This is a genomic window from Micromonospora maris AB-18-032 (assembly GCF_000204155.1).
Classification (GTDB): Bacteria; Actinomycetota; Actinomycetes; order Mycobacteriales; family Micromonosporaceae; genus Micromonospora; species Micromonospora gifhornensis.
In genome coordinates, this window is the sequence record NC_015434.1 from 743,470 (window position 1) to 760,266 (window position 16,797).

The following is a 16,797-nucleotide window of genomic DNA, read 5'->3' on the forward strand; positions in this document are numbered from 1 at the left end:
GACTCGGTCAGTCTTTGCTGAACTGGCAAGAAAACTTGGCGAACGGTGCCGTGGCTGCCACCATCGTCGAACCTGACGACAGGAGCGGGGGATTGGCTGTGGCGCACGACTTCGACAAGGCGTACTGGGAGCAGCGCTGGCGGCAGGGCGCTGTCGACCGTCCCGGCTCCATGAGCGGCAAGCCGCCGAACCCCTATCTGGTGCGTGAGATCGGCACCCTGGCACCGGGTGCGGCGTTGGACGCCGGATGCGGGGCCGGTGCCGAGGCGATCTGGCTCGCCTCGCAGGGCTGGCAGGTGACCGCCGCTGACATCTCCTCCGAGGCACTCACCCGCGCCGCCGAACGCGCAGCGGCGAGTGGGGTTTCCGAACGCCTGACGTGGATCGAGGCGGACCTGAGTCGCTGGGTGCCGCAGACACGCTTCGATCTGGTCACCACCCACTACGCCCATCCGGCGATGCCGCAACTGGAGTTCTACGACCGACTCGCGGAATGGGTGGCGCCGGCCGGCACCCTGCTGATCGTCGGCCACCTGCACCCCTCCGCCGACCCCGACCCCGACCCCGACCCCGACCAGGGCCGGGGCCACGTAGACCCTGGTCATGAGCGGGGTGACAGCCATGAGCAAGGTCATGGCCATGACCGGGGGCACGGGCATGGCCACCAGGTCGGAGAGCGTCCCCCCGCCGAGGCGTCGGCGACCACCGCAGCCATCACGGCGCGTCTGAACGAGACGGAATGGGAGATCCTCACCGCAGAGGAGGGTCAGCGCACCCTCACCGGCCCGCGCGGGGAGATCACCCTGAACGACGTCGTGGTACGCGCCCTCCGGCGCCCCTAGCCGACCGCCCTCCCCGCCCCGCCCGCCCCTCCCTGCCCGCCCCGCCCAGACCCCACCCCACCCCACCCCACCCCACCCCAACGCTGACCGACCTCGTCGATCTTGCACTTACTGTCGCGGCAAGTGGTGTCAACTCGGGCATTTCGACGACCAGAAGTGCAAGATCGACGAAGCGAAGCGGCGGTCGGGCGGGCGGCGCGGCCGCGGCGCGGCGCGGCGCGGCGCGGCGAGGGCGGGTGGGGAGGGGGGCTAGGGGGTTAGGGGGTGGGGATTTGGGTGGTGGTGGTGAGGACGTGGTCGATCAGGCCGTAGGTGCGGGCCTGTTCGGCGGTGAACCAGCGGTCGCGGTCCCAGTCTTGCTGGATCTCGGTCAGGTCGCGCCCGCTGTGGCGGGCGATCAGTTCCTGCATGGTCCGCTTCACGTGCAGCATGTTCTCTGCCTGGATGGTGATGTCGGAGGCGGTGCCACCCATGCCGCCCGAGGGCTGGTGCATCAGGATCCGGGTGTGTGGCAGGGCGTACCGCTTGCCGGCGGTACCCGCGCAGAGCAGGAACTGGCCCATCGAGCCGGCCAGCCCGAGCGCCAGGGTCGACACGTCGTTGGGCACGAAGCGCATGGTGTCGTAGACGGCCATGCCGGCACTGACCGAGCCGCCGGGGGAGTTGATGTAGAGGCGGATGTCGCGGGTCGAGTCCTCGGCCGCGAGCAGCAGGATCTGCGCGGTGATCCGGTTGGCGGCCTCGTCGGTCACCTCGCTGCCGAGGAAGACGATCCGTTCCCGCAACAGCCGCTCGAACACCTGGTCGCCGAAGGTCCGCTGCCCGTCGTCCAGCATGGTGATCATCTCGTCCACCTCTCCCGTCGCCGGTGGGCGAGACGACCGCCCGGGAACCGGCACCTTCACAAGGCTGGACCGGACCAGGACCCGGCTCCCAGTGGTTCTGCCCGGGGCAGATTCGCCCTCGGCAGAACGGCCCTGGGGCGCCGCCTTCGGCAGAACGTCTAGTGGTGGGCGAGGTCGCGCGACGAGCGGAGCAGTGGGGTGAGTACGCCGGGAACGAGGTGACCTGCGGGTCGTCCCCCACGCCGGGAGGTGTTCCGGGGGCGGCTGTCGGAGCGGAAGGGCGTACCCAGCAACCGGACCGTCAGCGCGGCGGACCGCATCCGTCGGGCTCGGCGCAGCGCGCTGCCGCTGGGCCTGGTGACCGTTGCCGGGCGACGCAGCGCACCACGGGCGACCACTCGACCATGCTGGTCCGCCTCGGTGTCGAGTCGGTCGGTGAACACCGTGATCCGCAGGCCTCCACTGACGCCGCCCACGGGTGCGAACCCGCCGAACGGCAACCCGGCGAGTTCGTTCCCGACGGTGCCGGCAAGCCCACCGCTGGTGCCGGCAAGCCCACTGCTGGAGCCCGCCAGCCCACCGGTGGCGTTGAGCCAACCCGAGGATGCATGGGATCCGACCGCGCCGAGTCGGGCGACCGGGCTCGGGGTGCCGCCGGAGGCGGACCGGGTGGACGAGATCACCGAGCCGCCGGCGTGCCGGCCGGGAGGCGGTTGGCTGCCGAGCGGTGCCGTACCCAGCGGGGTGGAGGGCATCCGGCGTTCGACCCGGCGCAGGTCGTCGCGTACCGCTTCGAGAAGGTCGGAGAGGTAGAGGCCGAGCGCGCGGCAGACGGCCGCGAGCACCTCGGACGACGCCTCCTTGCGCCCCCGTTCCACCTCGGACAGGTAGGGCACGGAGACTCCGGCGGCCCGGGCGACCTCACGTAGCGTCAGGCCTTGGCGTTGGCGTTCCCGGCGCAGCACTACGCCGATCACCCGTCGCAGTAACGACATGCGGGCCTCACTCTCGCCGGTCCTGCGCTGACCCACCCATCATGCCCGGCCGGCGTCGCCGACGCCGTCCCGCTCGCCCGCCTGCACCGCCCACCCAACTGCACTGCGTACCCGCAGAGCAGGTGCTTGGGCACCTCGGCGTGCGGATTGCCGACCAAGGGCTATGTTGTGCTCGTGCAGGCGACGGAGGCGGGGCAGGTCCCGCGGTGATCCATTTTCCCGCGCAGCGGCGTGGCCCGCTGAGCGCGTTGAGCCTACGGTTGGCCGCCGCCGTCGGGCTGGTGTTGATCGTGGTCGCGGCGGTCTATCTCGAACGGGACCAGTACCGCGACATCAACGACGACGGCCTGACCCTGCTGGACTGCTTCTACTACGCGGTGGTCTCGTTGTCGACCACCGGCTACGGCGACATCGTGCCGGCCTCCCAGAGCGCTCGGCTGGTGAACGTCCTGCTGATCACCCCGGCCCGGGTGCTGTTCCTGATCATCCTGGTCGGCACCACCCTGGAGGTGCTGACCGAGCAGTACCGGACCGGACGTCGCCTGCACCGGTGGGAGAGGAAATTGAAGGACCACGTCATCATCTGCGGCTACGGCACCAAGGGTCGCAGCGCCATCTCGGCGCTCCAGGAGAACGGGCTCGACAAGTCCCGGATCGTCGTGGTGGAGCGCAGCGGGGCGGCGTTGCGGCAGGCCACCTCGAACGGGTTGGTGGCGATCGAAGGCTCGGCGACCCGGTCCTCGGTGCTCAACCAGGCCCATGTGCGGACCGCCAAAGCGGTGATCATCGCGACCGACAGCGATGACGCCTCCGTGCTTGTGGCGTTGACCGTACGCCAGCTCACCGCCGGTCAGGTGCGGATCATCGCCGCCGCCCGGGAGGCGGAGAACGCTCCGCTGCTCAAGCAGAGCGGCGCACACCACGTGATCGTCTCCTCGGCCACCGCCGGTCGGCTGCTCGGGCTGTCCACCTCCGCGCCACCGCTGATCGACGTGGTGGAGGATCTGCTGACTCCCGGTCAGGGCATGGCGTTGGCCATGCGGTCGGCCGAGCGGCACGAGGTCGGCCGGAATCCCCGCGAGCTGGAATCGTTGGTGATCGCACTGGTCCGGCGTGGCAAGGTGGTCACCCTGGCGGACCAGGCGGGCGCGGTCGTCGAGACCGGCGACATGCTGGTCCATGTACGCGACGACCGGCCCACCGCCAACACCCTGCCCTGACCCCGGCAGGGCGGCCGAACGCAGGGGCGGGGCGTTCCGCGATGGAACGCCCCGCCCTTCGCTGCGGTCGTCAGCCGACGATGGTCCAGGTGTCGCCGCTGCCCAACAGGCCGGCGAGCTGCTGCTCGGGGGTCTCGGTGACGCTCGCCTTCGCCTCGGCGACCTGCGCCTGCACCACACTGTCGTAGGACGGCCGGGCCACCGAGCGGAACACCCCGATCGGGGTGTTCCGCAGGTCGAAGCCGGGCAGCCGGGACAGCGCGAACGCGTACGCCGGGTCGGCGACGCCCGCGTCGTGCACGACGATCTCCTCGGCCGGGGTGCTCGCGGTCTCGCGGACCTCCAGACCGAACCCACCAGGCGGGTGTACGACGCAGAACTGCCCGTCCTTGCCGAAGGTGATCGGCTGGCCGTGCTCCAGGCGGATCAGGTGATCGTCCCGGATGCCCGGGTCCTTGAGCTGGTCGAAAGCCCCGTCGTTGAAGATGTTGCAGTTCTGGTAGATCTCCACGAACGCCGAGCCCTCGTGCTCGGCGGCGGCGCGCAGCACCGACTGGAGGTGCTTGCGGTCGGAGTCGATGGTCCGGCCGACGAAGGTGGCCTCCGCACCCAGCGCCAGCGAGATCGGGTTGAACGGCGCGTCCGCCGAGCCGACCGGGGTCGACTTGGTGATCTTGCCGACCTCGGAGGTCGGGCTGTACTGCCCCTTGGTCAGGCCGTAGATCCGGTTGTTGAACAGCAGGATCTTGAGGTTGACGTTGCGGCGCAGCGCGTGGATCAGGTGGTTGCCGCCGATGGAGAGCGCGTCACCGTCACCGGTCACCACCCAGACCGACAGGTCCGGACGGGAGACCGACAGGCCGGTGGCGATCGCCGGGGCCCGGCCGTGGATCGAGTGCATGCCGTACGTGTTCATGTAGTACGGGAACCGCGACGAGCAGCCGATGCCCGAGACGAAGACGATGTTCTCCCGGGGGATGTTCAGCTCCGGCATGAACTGCTGGACGGCCGCGAGGATCGCGTAGTCACCGCAGCCGGGGCACCAGCGCACCTCCTGGTCGGACTTGAAGTCCTTGGCGGTGAGCTTGAGGGCGACGGGCTCAGACATTCTTCAGGACCTCTTCCAGCATCGTCTCCAGCTCGGCGGCGGTGAACGGCAGGCCGCGGACCTGGTTGTAGCCGATCGCGTCGACCAGGTAGCGCGCCCGGATCACGTGGGCGAGCTGGCCGAGGTTCATCTCGGGGATGACCACCCGGTCGTAGGAGCGCAGCACCGCGCCCAGGTTCGCCGGCATCGGCGCGAGGTGTCGCAGGTGCGCCTGCGCGACCGGCAGTCCGCGCTGGCGCAGGCCCCGGCAGGCCGCGCCGATCGGGCCGTACGTCGAGCCCCAGCCGAGCACCAGCACCCGGGCGTCGCCGTCGGGATCCTCCACCTCGACGTCCGGCACCGGGATGGTCTCGATCCGGGCGGCCCGGGTACGCACCATGAAGTCGTGGTTGGCCGGGTCGTACGAGATGTCGCCGGTCTTGTCGGCCTTCTCCAGACCGCCGATGCGGTGCTCAAGGCCGGGCGTGCCCGGGATGGCCCACGGCCGGGCCAGGGTCTGCGGGTCACGCAGGTACGGCAGGAAGGTGGTGCCGTCCTCGCCGTTGGGCGCGGTGGCGAACTCGACCCGCAGGTCGGGCAGCGACTCCACGTCCGGCAACAGCCACGGCTCGGAGCCGTTGGCGACGTAGTTGTCCGACAGCAGGATCACCGGAGTGCGGTACGTCAGCGCGATCCGGGCCGCCTCCAGCGCGGCGTAGAAGCAGTCGGAGGGCGACTTCGGGGCGATCACCGCCACCGGGGCCTCGCCGTGCCGACCGAACAGCGCGATGTTCAGGTCGGCCTGCTCGGTCTTGGTCGGCATGCCGGTGGACGGTCCGGCCCGCTGCACGTCGACGATGAGCAGCGGCAACTCCAGGGCCACCGCCAGCGAGATCGTCTCGCTCTTGAGAGCCACCCCCGGACCGCTGGTCGTGGTCACACCGAGCGCACCACCGTACGACGCTCCCAGCGCGGCACCGATCGCGGCGATCTCGTCCTCGGCCTGCATGGTGGTCACGCCGAGGCGCTTGTGCTTGCTCAACTCGTGCAGGATGTCCGAGGCCGGAGTGATCGGGTACGCCCCGAGGAAGACCGGCAGACCGGAACGGACCCCGGCGGCGACGATGCCCAGCGACAGCGCCGCGTTGCCGGTGATGTTGCGGTAGGTGCCCGCCGGCATCTTCGCGGGCTTGACCTCGTAGCGGACGGCGAAGTCCTCGGTGGTCTCGCCGAAGTTCCAGCCGGCCTTGAAGGCTGCCACGTTCGCCGCGACCAGTTCCGGGCGCTTGGCGAACTTGCGCTCCAGGAAACGCAGGGTCGATTCGTACGGCCGGGAGTACATCCAGCTGAGCAAACCGAGGGCGAACATGTTCTTGGCCCGTTCGGCGTCCTTCTTGGACACGTCGAGCTCGGCCAGCGCGCCGATGGTCATCGAGGTCAGCGCCACCGGGTGCACGGCGTATCCGTCGAGCGTGTCGTCGTCCAGCGGGCTGCTCGCGTACCCGACCTTGGCCAGGTTGCGCTTGGTGAACTCGTCGGTGTTGACGATGATGTCCGCGCCGCGGGGCAGGTCGGTGAGGTTCGCCTTGAGCGCCGCCGGGTTCATCGCCACCAGCACGTTCGGTGCGTCGCCCGGCGTCAGGATGTCGTAGTCGGCGAAGTGCACCTGGAAGCTCGACACGCCCGGCAGGGTGCCGGCGGGCGCCCGGATCTCGGCGGGGAAGTTGGGCAGCGTGGAGATGTCGTTGCCCAACTGGGCTGTCTCCGAGGTGAACCGGTCACCGGTGAGCTGCATGCCGTCGCCGGAGTCACCGGCGAATCGGATGACCACTCGGTCCAGTTGGCGGATCTGCTTGGTCACGCCCGCACCTCGCTTCGCTGCGCGCCGCGGTGCGGCGCGTCGTCCTCACCCGAGAGCCTACGTCGAATCGACCTCGCACCTTTGCCGGAGGTCCGTTCCCTGGGACCGAAATGTGGAGGTTTATGTGGCGTGTTGCGCTGTTTCGTGCCGTCCGGGTAATCCAGATCACCGCCGCGCTGCCGGTCGTGGCCCCGACCACCGGACGGTAGGCTGACCTGCTGTGACCGGCTATCTGGGCTCGTACGCGACGCTCGGGCTGCTGCTGCTCGTCAGCGTCCTCTTCTTGGTAGTTGCGTTCTCGGCGAACCGGGTGCTGCGGCCCGCTCGACCAGCCGATCCACCCGGAAAACGGGCAAGTTACGAGTGCGGCGTCGACCCGGTCGGTGGCGACTGGGCGCAGATGCAGATCCGCTACTACGTCTACGCCTACCTGTACGTTCTCTTCGCCGTCGAGGCGGTCTTCCTCTTCCCGTGGGCGCTGATCTTCGACCGTCCGGACTTCGGCCTGGTCACCGTCGTGGAGATGGCGATCTTCGTGGCCGTGCTCGCCCTCGGGCTGCTCTACGCGTGGCGGCGCCGGATCCTGCACTGGACCTGACCCGCCGGGCTCAAACGAGCCCTGTCGGCTCAGACGAGCCCCTGGCTCTCAGGCGAGTCCTCGTCGGCTGACCGCCGGTGGACGGTTGCCCCGGATGCTGGCGACCATGTCCAGGACGCGTCGGGTCGGGCGTACCTGGTGGGCGCGGAAGACCCGGGCACCCAGCCAGGCGGAGACCGCGGTGGCGGCCAGCGTGCCCTCCAGCCGCTCGTCGACCGGCAGGTCCAACGTCTCGCCGACGAAGTCCTTGTTCGACAGGGCGACCAGCAGCGGCCAACCGGTGGCGGTCAGTTCGCCGAGCCGCCGGGTGATCTCCAGCGAGTGCCGGGTGTTCTTGCCGAAGTCGTGCGCCGGGTCGATGAGGATCCCGTCCCGGCGTACGCCGAGTGACACCGCACGTTCGGCGAGCCCGGTCACCGTCGTCACCACGTCGGTCACCACGTCGGCGAAGGCGGCCCGGTGCGGGCGGGTACGCGGACTGAGCCCGCCGGCGTGCGAGCAGACCAGGCCGGCACCGGTGCGGGCGGCGACCTGGGCCAGCGCCGGATCCGCCCCCGACCAGGTGTCGTTGAGCAGGTCCGCGCCGGCCGCGACCGCCTCCACCGCGACCTCGGCCCGCCAGGTGTCGATCGAGATCACCACGTCGGGAAAGGCGGCCCGGACGGCGGCGATGGTGTCGACGGTACGGCGGATCTCCTCGGCCACGTCGACCTCGGCACCGGGGCCGGCCTTCACCCCGCCGATGTCGACGATCTCCGCGCCCTCGTCCACGGCCCGTTCCACGGCCCGCAGAGCGCTGTCGGCGGCGAACGTCGCGCCCCGGTCGAAGAACGAGTCCGGAGTGCGGTTGACGATCGCCATCACCACCAGCTCGTCGGGGTCGAACGTGCGTCCACCGAGCCGCAGCACCCCGGACACCCCGCCTCCTTCACGCCGTACGCCGCCCGGCGACCCACCGCCGGACACCGTGACGCTATCCGGTCGCAGGTGGCGGGGCCCGTCCGGTACGGCACGCCGGGAGGGGTCGCTCTGCACCGCCGGACATGCCACGATCAGTACATGGGTCAGCTTCTGCTCCTGGTGGTCGTGGCGGTCACCGTCGCGGCGGTGGTGTTCGGCGTGACGGTCCTGGTCAACGGCCAGGATCCCGGCCTGGTGCCGGCCGAGGCGGACGGCCGTGCGGTGCCGTTGCCCGGCGACCGGCCACTGCGCGAGTCGGACGTCGGCGAGGTGCGCTTCGACACCGCGTTGCGCGGGTACCGGATGGCCCAGGTCGACCAGGCGATGCGTCGGGCGGCGTACGACATCGGGTACAAGACCGAGCTGATCGGCGTACTGGAGGCCGAGGTGACCGCGCTGCGGGAGGGACGGACGGCCGAGGCCGACGCCTTGCGCAGCGCCCGTGAGCAGTCCGCGAGCCTGGCCCGCGGCCCGGCACCCGAGGCGACGCGCGACAGCGACGGCGCGGTCGACATCGACCTCGACAAGCACGACGCCGAGCCGGACGACACGACGACGAAGCCGACCGACCCGGCGACCAAGGCGGACCCGGCGACCAAGGCGGACGCAGCGGCCAAGACGGACCTGGCGACCAGGGCGGAGGAGGGCGACGGGGTCGCGGAGGAGGAGCCGCGCGCGTCGGCGGTGCGCGCGGAGTCGCCGTGACCGACCCCGACGCGGCGGACGAGCTTCGCGAGGCGGCCCAACGGGGTGCCGGTGAGGTCACCGCCACCGTGATCGTCAACGCCCCGGCGGAGCAGGTCTTCGCGGCGCTGCTCGCCTGGGAGCGACAGTCCGAGTGGATCCCGTTCACCACGGTGCGCGTGGTCGAGGGGGACGGCGGCGAGGGCAGCCTGGTCGAGGCGGTCACCACGCTCGGCCCGACCGTGCTGCGGGACCGGATGCGGGTGGTACGGGTGGACGCGCCGTACGAGATCGGCGTGGTGCACTGCGGCACGCTGCTGCGTGGGCCGGGGGTGCTGCGCTGCACCCCGTTGGCGAGCGGGCGCAGCCAGGTGGTCTGGCACGAGTGGTTCCATCTGCCGGGTGGCCCGGCCGGCCGGGTGGCCTGGCCGGTGCTCTGGCCCGGCTCGAAGTTCGGTCTGACCCAGGCGCTACGACGCTTCGCCCGTCAGGTCGAGCAGGGTCGCCTGCCCTGAGTTCGTCCCACCGTCGCTCGGCCCGGCACCACGGCGCGCCGCCGGCCTGTCGGTGGGTGGTCCTAGCCTGGATGCCGTGACTGACCTGGTGATCGGGGACGACGGGCTACCGCGCTGCCCCTGGGGCGCGGGCACTGCCGACTACGTGGTCTACCACGACGAGGAGTGGGGCCGCCCGGTGCGCGGAGACGACGCCCTCTACGAACGAATGACGTTGGAGGCGTTCCAGTCCGGGTTGTCCTGGCTGACGATTCTGCGCAAGCGGCAGGCGTTCCGGCGGGCCTTCGACGACTTCCGGATCAGCGCGGTCGCCGGCTACGGCGAGGCCGACGTGGCAAGGCTGCTCGCCGACACCGGCATCGTCCGCAACCGCGCCAAGATCGAAGCAGCGATCGCGAACGCCCGGGCCGCTCTGGAGTTGCCCGAGGGCCTGTCCGAGCTGCTCTGGTCCTTCGCGCCGCCGAATCGGCCCCGGCCGGCCAGCTTCGCCGAGGTGCCGGCCCTGACCGACGCCTCCACGGCGATGGCCAAGGCACTCAAGCGGCGTGGCTTCCGGTTCGTCGGCCCGACCACGGCGTACGCGCTGATGCAGGCCACCGGGATGGTCGACGATCACGTCGCGGGCTGTCACGTCGTGCCGCCCGGTGCGGCCGTGATGGGATAGAGGCATGACGACCGACACCGCACCCCGGGTGGACGGGGCGAGCCAGGCCGACGGTACGGGCACCTGGGCGGTGCTCCTGCCCGCCGGCCGGTACGACGCCGAGCGCCTCGTGCACCACGACACGCTGGAGTTGACCGGCCTGGCGGACGTCGCCGCCCTGCCGCGCGTCGGTGACCAGGTCGCGGTGCTGGCCGACGAGCCGTTGCGGCTGGTGGCGGTGGGCCGGGTGGCCGCGCCGACCAGCTGGCTTCCGGAGGATCCGGACGACCCGCAGTCCGACCGTGGGCCGCAGGCGCTTGTGGTGACGTACACCCGGCGGGCCTTCGACGAACCGGTGCCGGCCGACACGCTCGCCCTCGGCGGCCCGGTGACTGCCCTCGACGCGGGGGCCTTCCGCGACCTGGTGGAGCGGCTCGGACCCCCGCCGCAGCGACAGTCCTGGCTGGTCAGCCTGGATCTGCCGATCGAGGCCGACTCGCCGGCGGAGGCGGTCCGGCTGTTCTGGGCGTACGTGCAGGAACTCGGCCCGCAGGAGCTTCCCGCCTTCGTCTCACCCTCCGGCGACGAGTTGTCGATGCAGGCGTTCGTGCTCGGCGCGGAGGCGAACCAGGATCCGGAAGAGGACGACTGACGTTCTCAGCGGCCCTCGAAGACGGTCCGCTGCTTGTTGACGAAGGCCATGGTGGCCGCCCGGTGGTCGTTGGTGCCGCCGCAGATCGCCTGTGCCTGCGCCTCGGCGGCCAGCGCGTCGGCAAGCGTGCCGGCGTCGGCGACGGAGAGCTGACGCTTGATCGCGCCGTACGCCACGGTCGGGCCGGCGGCGAGCCGGGCGGCGAGTTCCTGAGCGGCCGGCAGCACGCCCTCGTCGTCGTCCACCATCCGGTTGAGCAGGCCGAGCTGGCACGCCTCGTCGGCGCCCACCGGCTCGGCGAGCATCAGCAGCTCGATGGCCTTGGCGTGGCCGACCAGCCGGGGCAGCGTCCACGACGCGCCGGTGTCGGCGGCGAGACCGACCTTGGCGAACGCCATCAGGAACTTGGTCGACGGCCCACCGACGCGGATGTCGGCCAGGAACGCCAGCGAGGCGCCAGCCCCGGCGGCCATGCCACGGACGGCGGCCACCACCGGCTTGGGCAGGCTGGACAGCCGGGCGGCGATCGGGTTGTAGTGCGCCTGGACCGTGTCCAGGGTCTTCCCGGCACCCGATTCGAGGGTGGCCACGTGCTCGCGCAGATCCTGTCCCGCACAGAACGAGCCGCCGGCGCCGGCCAGCACGACCGCCCGGCAACTGCGGTCGGCTTCCAGTTCGGCGAGAGTGTCCCGCAGGGCCTCCTTGAGCGCCACGTTCAGCGAGTTCATCGCCGACGGGCGGTTCAGGGTGAGGGTGACGACGGCATCGGTGCGGTCGACGAGCAGTTCGGTCACGTCTGGCGTTCCTTCTGTCGGATCATCCGGTTACCACCGTCGAGGCACTGCTCGACGTACCGGTCCGCCGCCGGCCGGAGCCGGGCCGCGTGCCGGTCGAAGAAGCTGGCCGCGGCGGTGCCGGGCCAGCGCTCGGGCAGCAGCGCCGGGGGCAGCTGCGGGTCTCGGAAGAGGAAGGTACGCCACGCGTGCACCAACCGGAATCGGGCCGCGTACGCCTCCTCGTCGCCGCTGCGCGCGGTGATTCCGCTCAGCAGGGCGCGCTGCTCGGCGACGAACTGTTCGTAGGCCCGGCCGATCTCGGCCAGGTCCCAGGCCCGGCGGACCAGGCCCATCGCGCCGGGGGTGCCGGCGGCGTGCGCGGCGCTGAACCGCTCGAAGCGTACGCCCGCCTCGTCAAGCATCAGGTCGACGTCCTCGCCGGGCCGGGTGGCCACCCAGACCTGCTCGTCGAGCGTGCCGTAGCCGAGGTAGCGGAGGTTAGCGGCGAGGCGTTGCCGGTCCCGCCGGGCGGACGGGGCGTCGAGCACCAGCAGGTCGAACCGTCCGTCCCAGGTGACCCGGCCGGTGCGGTAGATCCGGGAGGCGGCGTCGTCGAGTCGGCGGCCCGCCTTGGGTGTGATCGAATATCCGGGGCCGGACATCAGTTTGACCGGTTCCAACCAGCCTTGTCGCACCATGCGGGACACCGCGGTACGAACGGCCGGCGGCGCGATCCCGAGCGGAGCCAGGAGTTTGACCAGGGCAGCAACCGGTGCCCGGCCACCCCGGGGCCGGAGGTGGTCGCCGTACAGGTCGAATAGTGCCGACCGTGCCTGCATGACCGCACATTGTGACAGGCCATCTCGGGATAAGCTAGATGCTGTTACATCAATGCTGCTTCGGTTTGGGTCCGGCGGTGTTCATCAGGGAAAATCGTTGGTCGACGCCCCCGTGCAAGTTGCGGGAGGTCATGGCGAAGTGGCTGTGGGGCAACCCACCGACCCTGGTGTAGGTCTGAGGGGAGACAACATGGCGGCGATGAAGCCGCGGACGGGCGACGGTCCGCTGGAAGTCACCAAGGAGGGCCGGGGCATCGTCATGCGGGTCCCGCTGGAGGGTGGTGGCCGGCTCGTCGTCGAGATGACTCCCGACGAGGCGACCGCGCTCGGTGACGCGCTGAAGGCGGCGGCCGGCTGATACGAAGGTCGGTCTGGTCGGCGATGTTCGCCGCCGCGGACGGTTCGTTTCGGGTACGGCTCCCGCAGCCGTACCCAGGCCCTGAGGCACCGGCTCGACCGGTGGCTCAGGGCCTTCATACCATTTCGTGGGCAATTCGACCCGCGATCTTCTTCAGGAGGTACGGCTCCGCGTGCTCGCCATTCGTCTGATCGCCGAGCCGGACCAGCTCGACGCCGTAGCACTGCCCCTGCGACCGGGCGCCGCCGCCGACGCGTCGGCCGCACCGGTTCCCACCGCCGTGGCACTGCCCGCAGAGGTCGCCGACGAGGCTGCTGCGTTGGCTTCGATGATCAGGCTGACCGGCCGGGCCGGCGAAGCGCATCGGCAGCTTCGCCCGGGCGCTGCTCCGGCTCGACTGCTGCTGGTCGGCATCGGGGACGGCGACGAGCCGGGTTGGCGCTCCGCAGGGGCGGCACTGGCCCGAGCGGGCAAAGATGAGACCCATATCACAGTGGCGTTGCCGGTCGGTGTGTCGGCCGAGGCGGTCCGTGGTCTGGTCGAAGGGCTGTTGCTGGCCTCCTACCGCTACCGGCTGGGTGCCGACGCCGAGGCGCCCGCGCTGACCGGCGTGGACCTGGCGGTCGCCGAGCCGGAGGCCTACCAGCAGGCGCTGGAGGTGGCCCGCACCACCGCCACGATGACCCGGCTGGCCCGCGACCTCACCAACACGCCCTCCTCGGTGAAGAACCCGCAGTGGTTCGCCGACCAGGTCGCTGCCGCCGCCACTGACCTGCCCGGACTGCGGCTGCGGGTGCGTGAGCCCGAGGAGTTGGCCGCCGAGGGCTTCGGCGGAATCCTCGCCGTCGGCGGTGGCTCGGCGAGCGGTCCCCGGCTGGTCGAGCTGGACTGGCAACCGGCCGAGGCGAGCACCCATGTGGTGCTTGTGGGTAAGGGCATCACCTTCGACACCGGCGGCATCTCGATCAAGCCGGTGCCGGCCATGAAGCTGATGCGCAAGGACATGGCCGGTGCGGCTGCCGTCGTGGCGGCGACCCTCGGTGCGGCGGCGCTGCAACTGCCGGTGCGCATCACCGCGCTGGCCCCGCTGGCCGAGAACATGGTCAGCGGCGCGGCGTTCCGCCCCGGCGACATCATCCGGCACTACGGCGGGCTGACCAGCGAGACGACGAACTCCGACGCGGAGGGGCGGCTGGTGCTCGCCGACGCCCTGGCGTACGCCGTCGCGGAGCTCAAGCCCGACCTGCTGATCGACCTGGCCACCCTGACCGGGGCGAACGCCATCGCGCTCGGCACCCGTACCGGTGCCCTCTACAGCGACAACGACCAGCTCGCCGACGATGTGCTGGCCGCGGTCGCGGAGGCCGGCGAGGCCGCCTGGCGGATGCCGTTGCCGACCGACTACGTCGAGCACCTCGGCAGCGAACTGGCCGACCTGCACAGCGCGCCGACCCAGGGCGGGGGTTCCGTGCTGGCCGCGCTCTACCTGCGCGAGTTCACCGGCGAGCTGCGCGAGAAGTGGCTGCACATCGACATGTCGGCACCCTCCTGGTGCGAGCGGGACGACGCGGAGCTGACCCGGGGTGCGACCGGGTGGGGCGTACGCGGCCTGCTGCGGTGGCTGGCCACGCTCCGCTGAGATCGCCCTGCGGCCAGGTCAGCGCGGAACGCGGCAGGTCAGCAGCGGACCGCGGCCAGCAGGCCGTGCCCGACCGGCAGCAGCGCCGGGATCCAGTGCTCCGACTCCCGGATGGCCTTGACCGCCTCGCGCACCGTCACCGTCTCCGCGTCGCGGGCGGCCGGGTCACCGATCCGGCCGCCGGCCAGCGCGCCGTTGAGCACCAGCACACCGCCGGGCCGCAGCAGCCGCAGCGCGGCGTCCACGCAGGCGGTGAAGCCGGTCGCCTCGGCGTCGACGAAGACCAGGTCGTACGCGCCGTCCGCGAGCCGGGGCAGGACGTCAAGCGCCCGCCCGGTGATGATCCGGGTCCGGCCGGCGACGAAGCCCGCCTCGGTGAAGATGCGTCGGGCGATGCGCTGGTGCTCGACCTCCACGTCGATGGTGGTGAGCACACCGTCGGGGCGCATGCCGCGCAACAGCCAGACCCCGCTGACCCCGGTGCCGGTGCCGATCTCGACCACCGCGCGGGCGTTACCGGCTGCGGCGAGCAGGCGCAACGCGGCACCGGCCCCGGGGGTGACCGCGTCGAGGCCGACCTCGTTGGCCAGACTGCGCGCGGTCCGTAGCACGAGGTCCTCGGGCACGTACGACTCGGCGAAGTGCAACGCCGGGTTCGCCGAACTGCCGGAACCAGCGACCGTGGCGATGGGACACCTCCGGGCAGCGAGCGTGAAGCGGGGGGCGGGTGGGCACTGTGACTCTAGAGGCGGCCCGCCACGGGCGCAGCCGGGCACCCACCCGCGGTGACAACCGCTGACCCCATGCGGCACATCCGTGCAATCCTGGAAGCGGTATCCCGTCGACCGCACGTCCGGCGGCATCCATCGCGGATCGCGGATACCGGGGACGGACTGGGAGGCACCGAGTGACCGACGGCTGGGACTGGCGCCAGCCCGGCGCGAGCGGCGCACCGGCAGGCACGCCGGGGCCCGGACACCCGCCGGGAGGCGCACCGACGACACCGCCGTACGGCGGGCAGTCGGCTGCCTCGCCGTGGTGGTCCGATGCGCTCGCCGACCCGTGGCGTGATCCGTACGCCCCGGCGGCGGTGGTGGTACCGGCCGCACCGATGCCGGGAACCGAGCCGGAGCCGGTGACCGATCCGGATGCGCCCCGGCACCCGAAACTGCGCCAGATGCTGCTCATTCCCCTGATCACGGCGTTGCTCGCGGGCACCCTGGGCGGTGCGCTCGGCTACGCGTTCGCCGTACGCGGAGGTGCCGCCGGGCCGGTGCTCGGTGCCGCGCCGGGTCCGGCGCCCGCGCTCGCCCAGCGTCCACCGGACTCACTGGCCGGGGTCGCCGAACGGGTCCTGCCCAGCGTCGTCACCGTCCGGATGGCGGGGGTGGCCGGCATCAGCGAGGGCTCCGGGTTCATCGTCAGCGCCGACGGGCACGTGATCACGAACGATCACGTGGTCGCCGGTGGCACCGGCAAGGCGTCCGTGGTCTTCAACGACGGCAGTACGGCCCCGGCGACCGTGGTGGGGCAGGACGAGGAGTCCGACATCGCGGTGATCAAAGTCACTCGTAGCGGGCTGCGTCCGGTCGAGTTCGGTGACTCCGACGCACTCGCGGTCGGCGACCCGGTGCTGGCCATCGGTTCGCCGCTGTCCCTGGCCAACACGGTGACGGCGGGCATCGTCAGCGCCCTGGACCGGACGATGCAGGCCGGCGAGCCGGGCGGCCCGACGCGCTACTACGCCGCGATCCAGACCGACGCCGCCGTCAACCACGGCAACTCGGGCGGGCCGCTGGTCGACGCGGCCGGGCGGGTGATCGGCGTCAACTCCACGATCAAGTCGCTGGTGTCGGAGGGGCAGGAGGCCGGCAACATCGGGCTCGCCTTCGCCATTCCGATCAACCAGGCGAAGCGGATCACCCAGGAGATCATCGGCACCGGCAAGGCCCGCCGTACGGTGATCGGCGCCCAGGTGGGTGGACCCGGGTCGAACACCAACGGCTCCGGCGTACGCCTGGCGGCCGTGGAGCCGTCCGGCCCGGCGGCCGGTGCGGGTCTGCGGGCCGGTGACGTGATCCTGCGCCTCAACGGCCGGCCGATGACCGAGCCGACCGACCTGATCGCCCTGGTCCGCAAGTACGCGCCCGGCTCGGTGGTGACGGTCGAGTACCGCCGAGGCGCCACCCGGCAAAACACCTCGGTGACCCTCGCGGCCGACGCGAAGTGAGCTCGTCCCCCCTTCTGACCGGCCCGTGACGTGCGTAGTCTTGCTGCGTAGCC

General features: G+C 71.4%; 18 protein-coding genes. 10 read left to right on the top strand and 8 right to left on the bottom strand.

Annotated features, from left to right (window positions below; all coding sequences use genetic code 11):
- The first annotated feature begins 98 nt into the window (after positions 1-98).
- Complete coding sequence (locus VAB18032_RS03475) at positions 99-842, top strand: class I SAM-dependent methyltransferase (protein ID WP_013731394.1); 744 nt, start codon at positions 99-101, stop codon at positions 840-842.
- Positions 843-1,099: 257 nt separating this feature from the next.
- On the opposite strand, the gene VAB18032_RS03480 is transcribed toward VAB18032_RS03475, so the two are convergent.
- Together VAB18032_RS03480 and VAB18032_RS33445 are read right to left on the bottom strand one after the other, a co-directional pair.
- Positions 1,100-1,687: a ClpP family protease gene (locus VAB18032_RS03480; protein ID WP_013731395.1), complete on the bottom strand. Its 588-nt coding sequence runs from the start codon at positions 1,685-1,687 to the stop codon at positions 1,100-1,102.
- 158 nt (positions 1,688-1,845) lie between these two features.
- Positions 1,846-2,682, bottom strand: coding sequence for a helix-turn-helix domain-containing protein (locus tag VAB18032_RS33445; protein WP_013731396.1), 837 nt, complete (start codon positions 2,680-2,682; stop codon positions 1,846-1,848).
- A 206-nt stretch (positions 2,683-2,888) separates the two neighbouring features.
- On the opposite strand from VAB18032_RS33445, the gene VAB18032_RS03490 reads away from it, so the two are divergent.
- Entirely contained in the window at positions 2,889-3,902 is a 1,014-nt protein-coding gene (locus tag VAB18032_RS03490) for a potassium channel family protein (RefSeq protein WP_013731397.1), read from the top strand.
- A gap of 70 nt (positions 3,903-3,972) precedes the next feature.
- Here the strand turns inward: VAB18032_RS03490 and VAB18032_RS03495 are convergent, their stop codons facing one another.
- Positions 3,973-5,010, bottom strand: coding sequence for a 2-oxoacid:ferredoxin oxidoreductase subunit beta (locus VAB18032_RS03495; RefSeq protein ID WP_013731398.1), 1,038 nt, complete (start codon positions 5,008-5,010; stop codon positions 3,973-3,975).
- Positions 5,003-6,850, bottom strand: a complete 1,848-nt coding sequence (locus VAB18032_RS03500; RefSeq protein ID WP_013731399.1) for a 2-oxoacid:acceptor oxidoreductase subunit alpha — start codon at positions 6,848-6,850, stop codon at positions 5,003-5,005. The genes VAB18032_RS03495 and VAB18032_RS03500 overlap by 8 nt, the downstream gene beginning before the upstream one ends.
- A gap of 220 nt (positions 6,851-7,070) precedes the next feature.
- Here VAB18032_RS03500 and ndhC point away from each other — a divergent pair, with 220 nt between their 5' ends.
- A complete protein-coding gene (ndhC, locus tag VAB18032_RS03505; RefSeq protein WP_013731400.1) occupies positions 7,071-7,448 on the top strand; it encodes an NADH-quinone oxidoreductase subunit A in 378 nt (125 codons plus the stop codon).
- 48 nt (positions 7,449-7,496) lie between these two features.
- On the opposite strand, the gene folP is transcribed toward ndhC, so the two are convergent.
- A complete protein-coding gene (folP, locus tag VAB18032_RS03510; protein ID WP_013731401.1) occupies positions 7,497-8,366 on the bottom strand; it encodes a dihydropteroate synthase in 870 nt (289 codons plus the stop codon).
- 141 nt (positions 8,367-8,507) lie between these two features.
- Here folP and VAB18032_RS03515 point away from each other — a divergent pair, with 141 nt between their 5' ends.
- The 4 genes from VAB18032_RS03515 to VAB18032_RS03530 all read left to right on the top strand — a co-directional run bounded on the left by VAB18032_RS03515 (position 8,508) and on the right by VAB18032_RS03530 (position 10,902).
- Positions 8,508-9,113, top strand: coding sequence for a DivIVA domain-containing protein (locus VAB18032_RS03515; RefSeq protein ID WP_013731402.1), 606 nt, complete (start codon positions 8,508-8,510; stop codon positions 9,111-9,113).
- Positions 9,110-9,607, top strand: coding sequence for an SRPBCC family protein (locus VAB18032_RS03520; protein WP_013731403.1), 498 nt, complete (start codon positions 9,110-9,112; stop codon positions 9,605-9,607). The genes VAB18032_RS03515 and VAB18032_RS03520 overlap by 4 nt, the downstream gene beginning before the upstream one ends.
- 76 nt (positions 9,608-9,683) lie before the next feature.
- On the top strand, positions 9,684-10,271 hold the full coding sequence (locus VAB18032_RS03525; RefSeq protein WP_013731404.1) for a DNA-3-methyladenine glycosylase I: 588 nt from the start codon (positions 9,684-9,686) through the stop codon (positions 10,269-10,271).
- 4 nt (positions 10,272-10,275) lie between these two features.
- A complete protein-coding gene (locus VAB18032_RS03530; protein WP_013731405.1) occupies positions 10,276-10,902 on the top strand; it encodes a hypothetical protein in 627 nt (208 codons plus the stop codon).
- Between the two features lie 5 nt (positions 10,903-10,907).
- On the opposite strand, the gene VAB18032_RS03535 is transcribed toward VAB18032_RS03530, so the two are convergent.
- Positions 10,908-11,696, bottom strand: coding sequence for an enoyl-CoA hydratase-related protein (locus tag VAB18032_RS03535; protein ID WP_013731406.1), 789 nt, complete (start codon positions 11,694-11,696; stop codon positions 10,908-10,910).
- Complete coding sequence (locus VAB18032_RS03540; RefSeq protein WP_013731407.1) at positions 11,693-12,517, bottom strand: PaaX family transcriptional regulator; 825 nt, start codon at positions 12,515-12,517, stop codon at positions 11,693-11,695. The genes VAB18032_RS03535 and VAB18032_RS03540 overlap by 4 nt, the downstream gene beginning before the upstream one ends.
- Positions 12,518-12,707: 190 nt before the next feature.
- Between VAB18032_RS03540 and VAB18032_RS30465 the strand changes: the two genes are divergently transcribed.
- The gene (locus VAB18032_RS30465) at positions 12,708-12,875 is read left to right on the top strand and encodes a DUF3117 domain-containing protein (RefSeq protein WP_013283866.1); all 168 of its coding nucleotides are present in this window, start codon (positions 12,708-12,710) and stop codon (positions 12,873-12,875) included.
- Between the two features lie 172 nt (positions 12,876-13,047).
- Complete coding sequence (locus tag VAB18032_RS03545) at positions 13,048-14,514, top strand: leucyl aminopeptidase family protein (protein WP_013731408.1); 1,467 nt, start codon at positions 13,048-13,050, stop codon at positions 14,512-14,514.
- Between the two features lie 38 nt (positions 14,515-14,552).
- Here the strand turns inward: VAB18032_RS03545 and VAB18032_RS03550 are convergent, their stop codons facing one another.
- A complete protein-coding gene (locus tag VAB18032_RS03550; RefSeq protein WP_043722884.1) occupies positions 14,553-15,140 on the bottom strand; it encodes an O-methyltransferase in 588 nt (195 codons plus the stop codon).
- Between the two features lie 281 nt (positions 15,141-15,421).
- On the opposite strand from VAB18032_RS03550, the gene VAB18032_RS03555 reads away from it, so the two are divergent.
- Positions 15,422-16,744: a S1C family serine protease gene (locus tag VAB18032_RS03555; RefSeq protein WP_013731410.1), complete on the top strand. Its 1,323-nt coding sequence runs from the start codon at positions 15,422-15,424 to the stop codon at positions 16,742-16,744.
- The last annotated feature ends 53 nt before the right edge of the window (positions 16,745-16,797 follow it).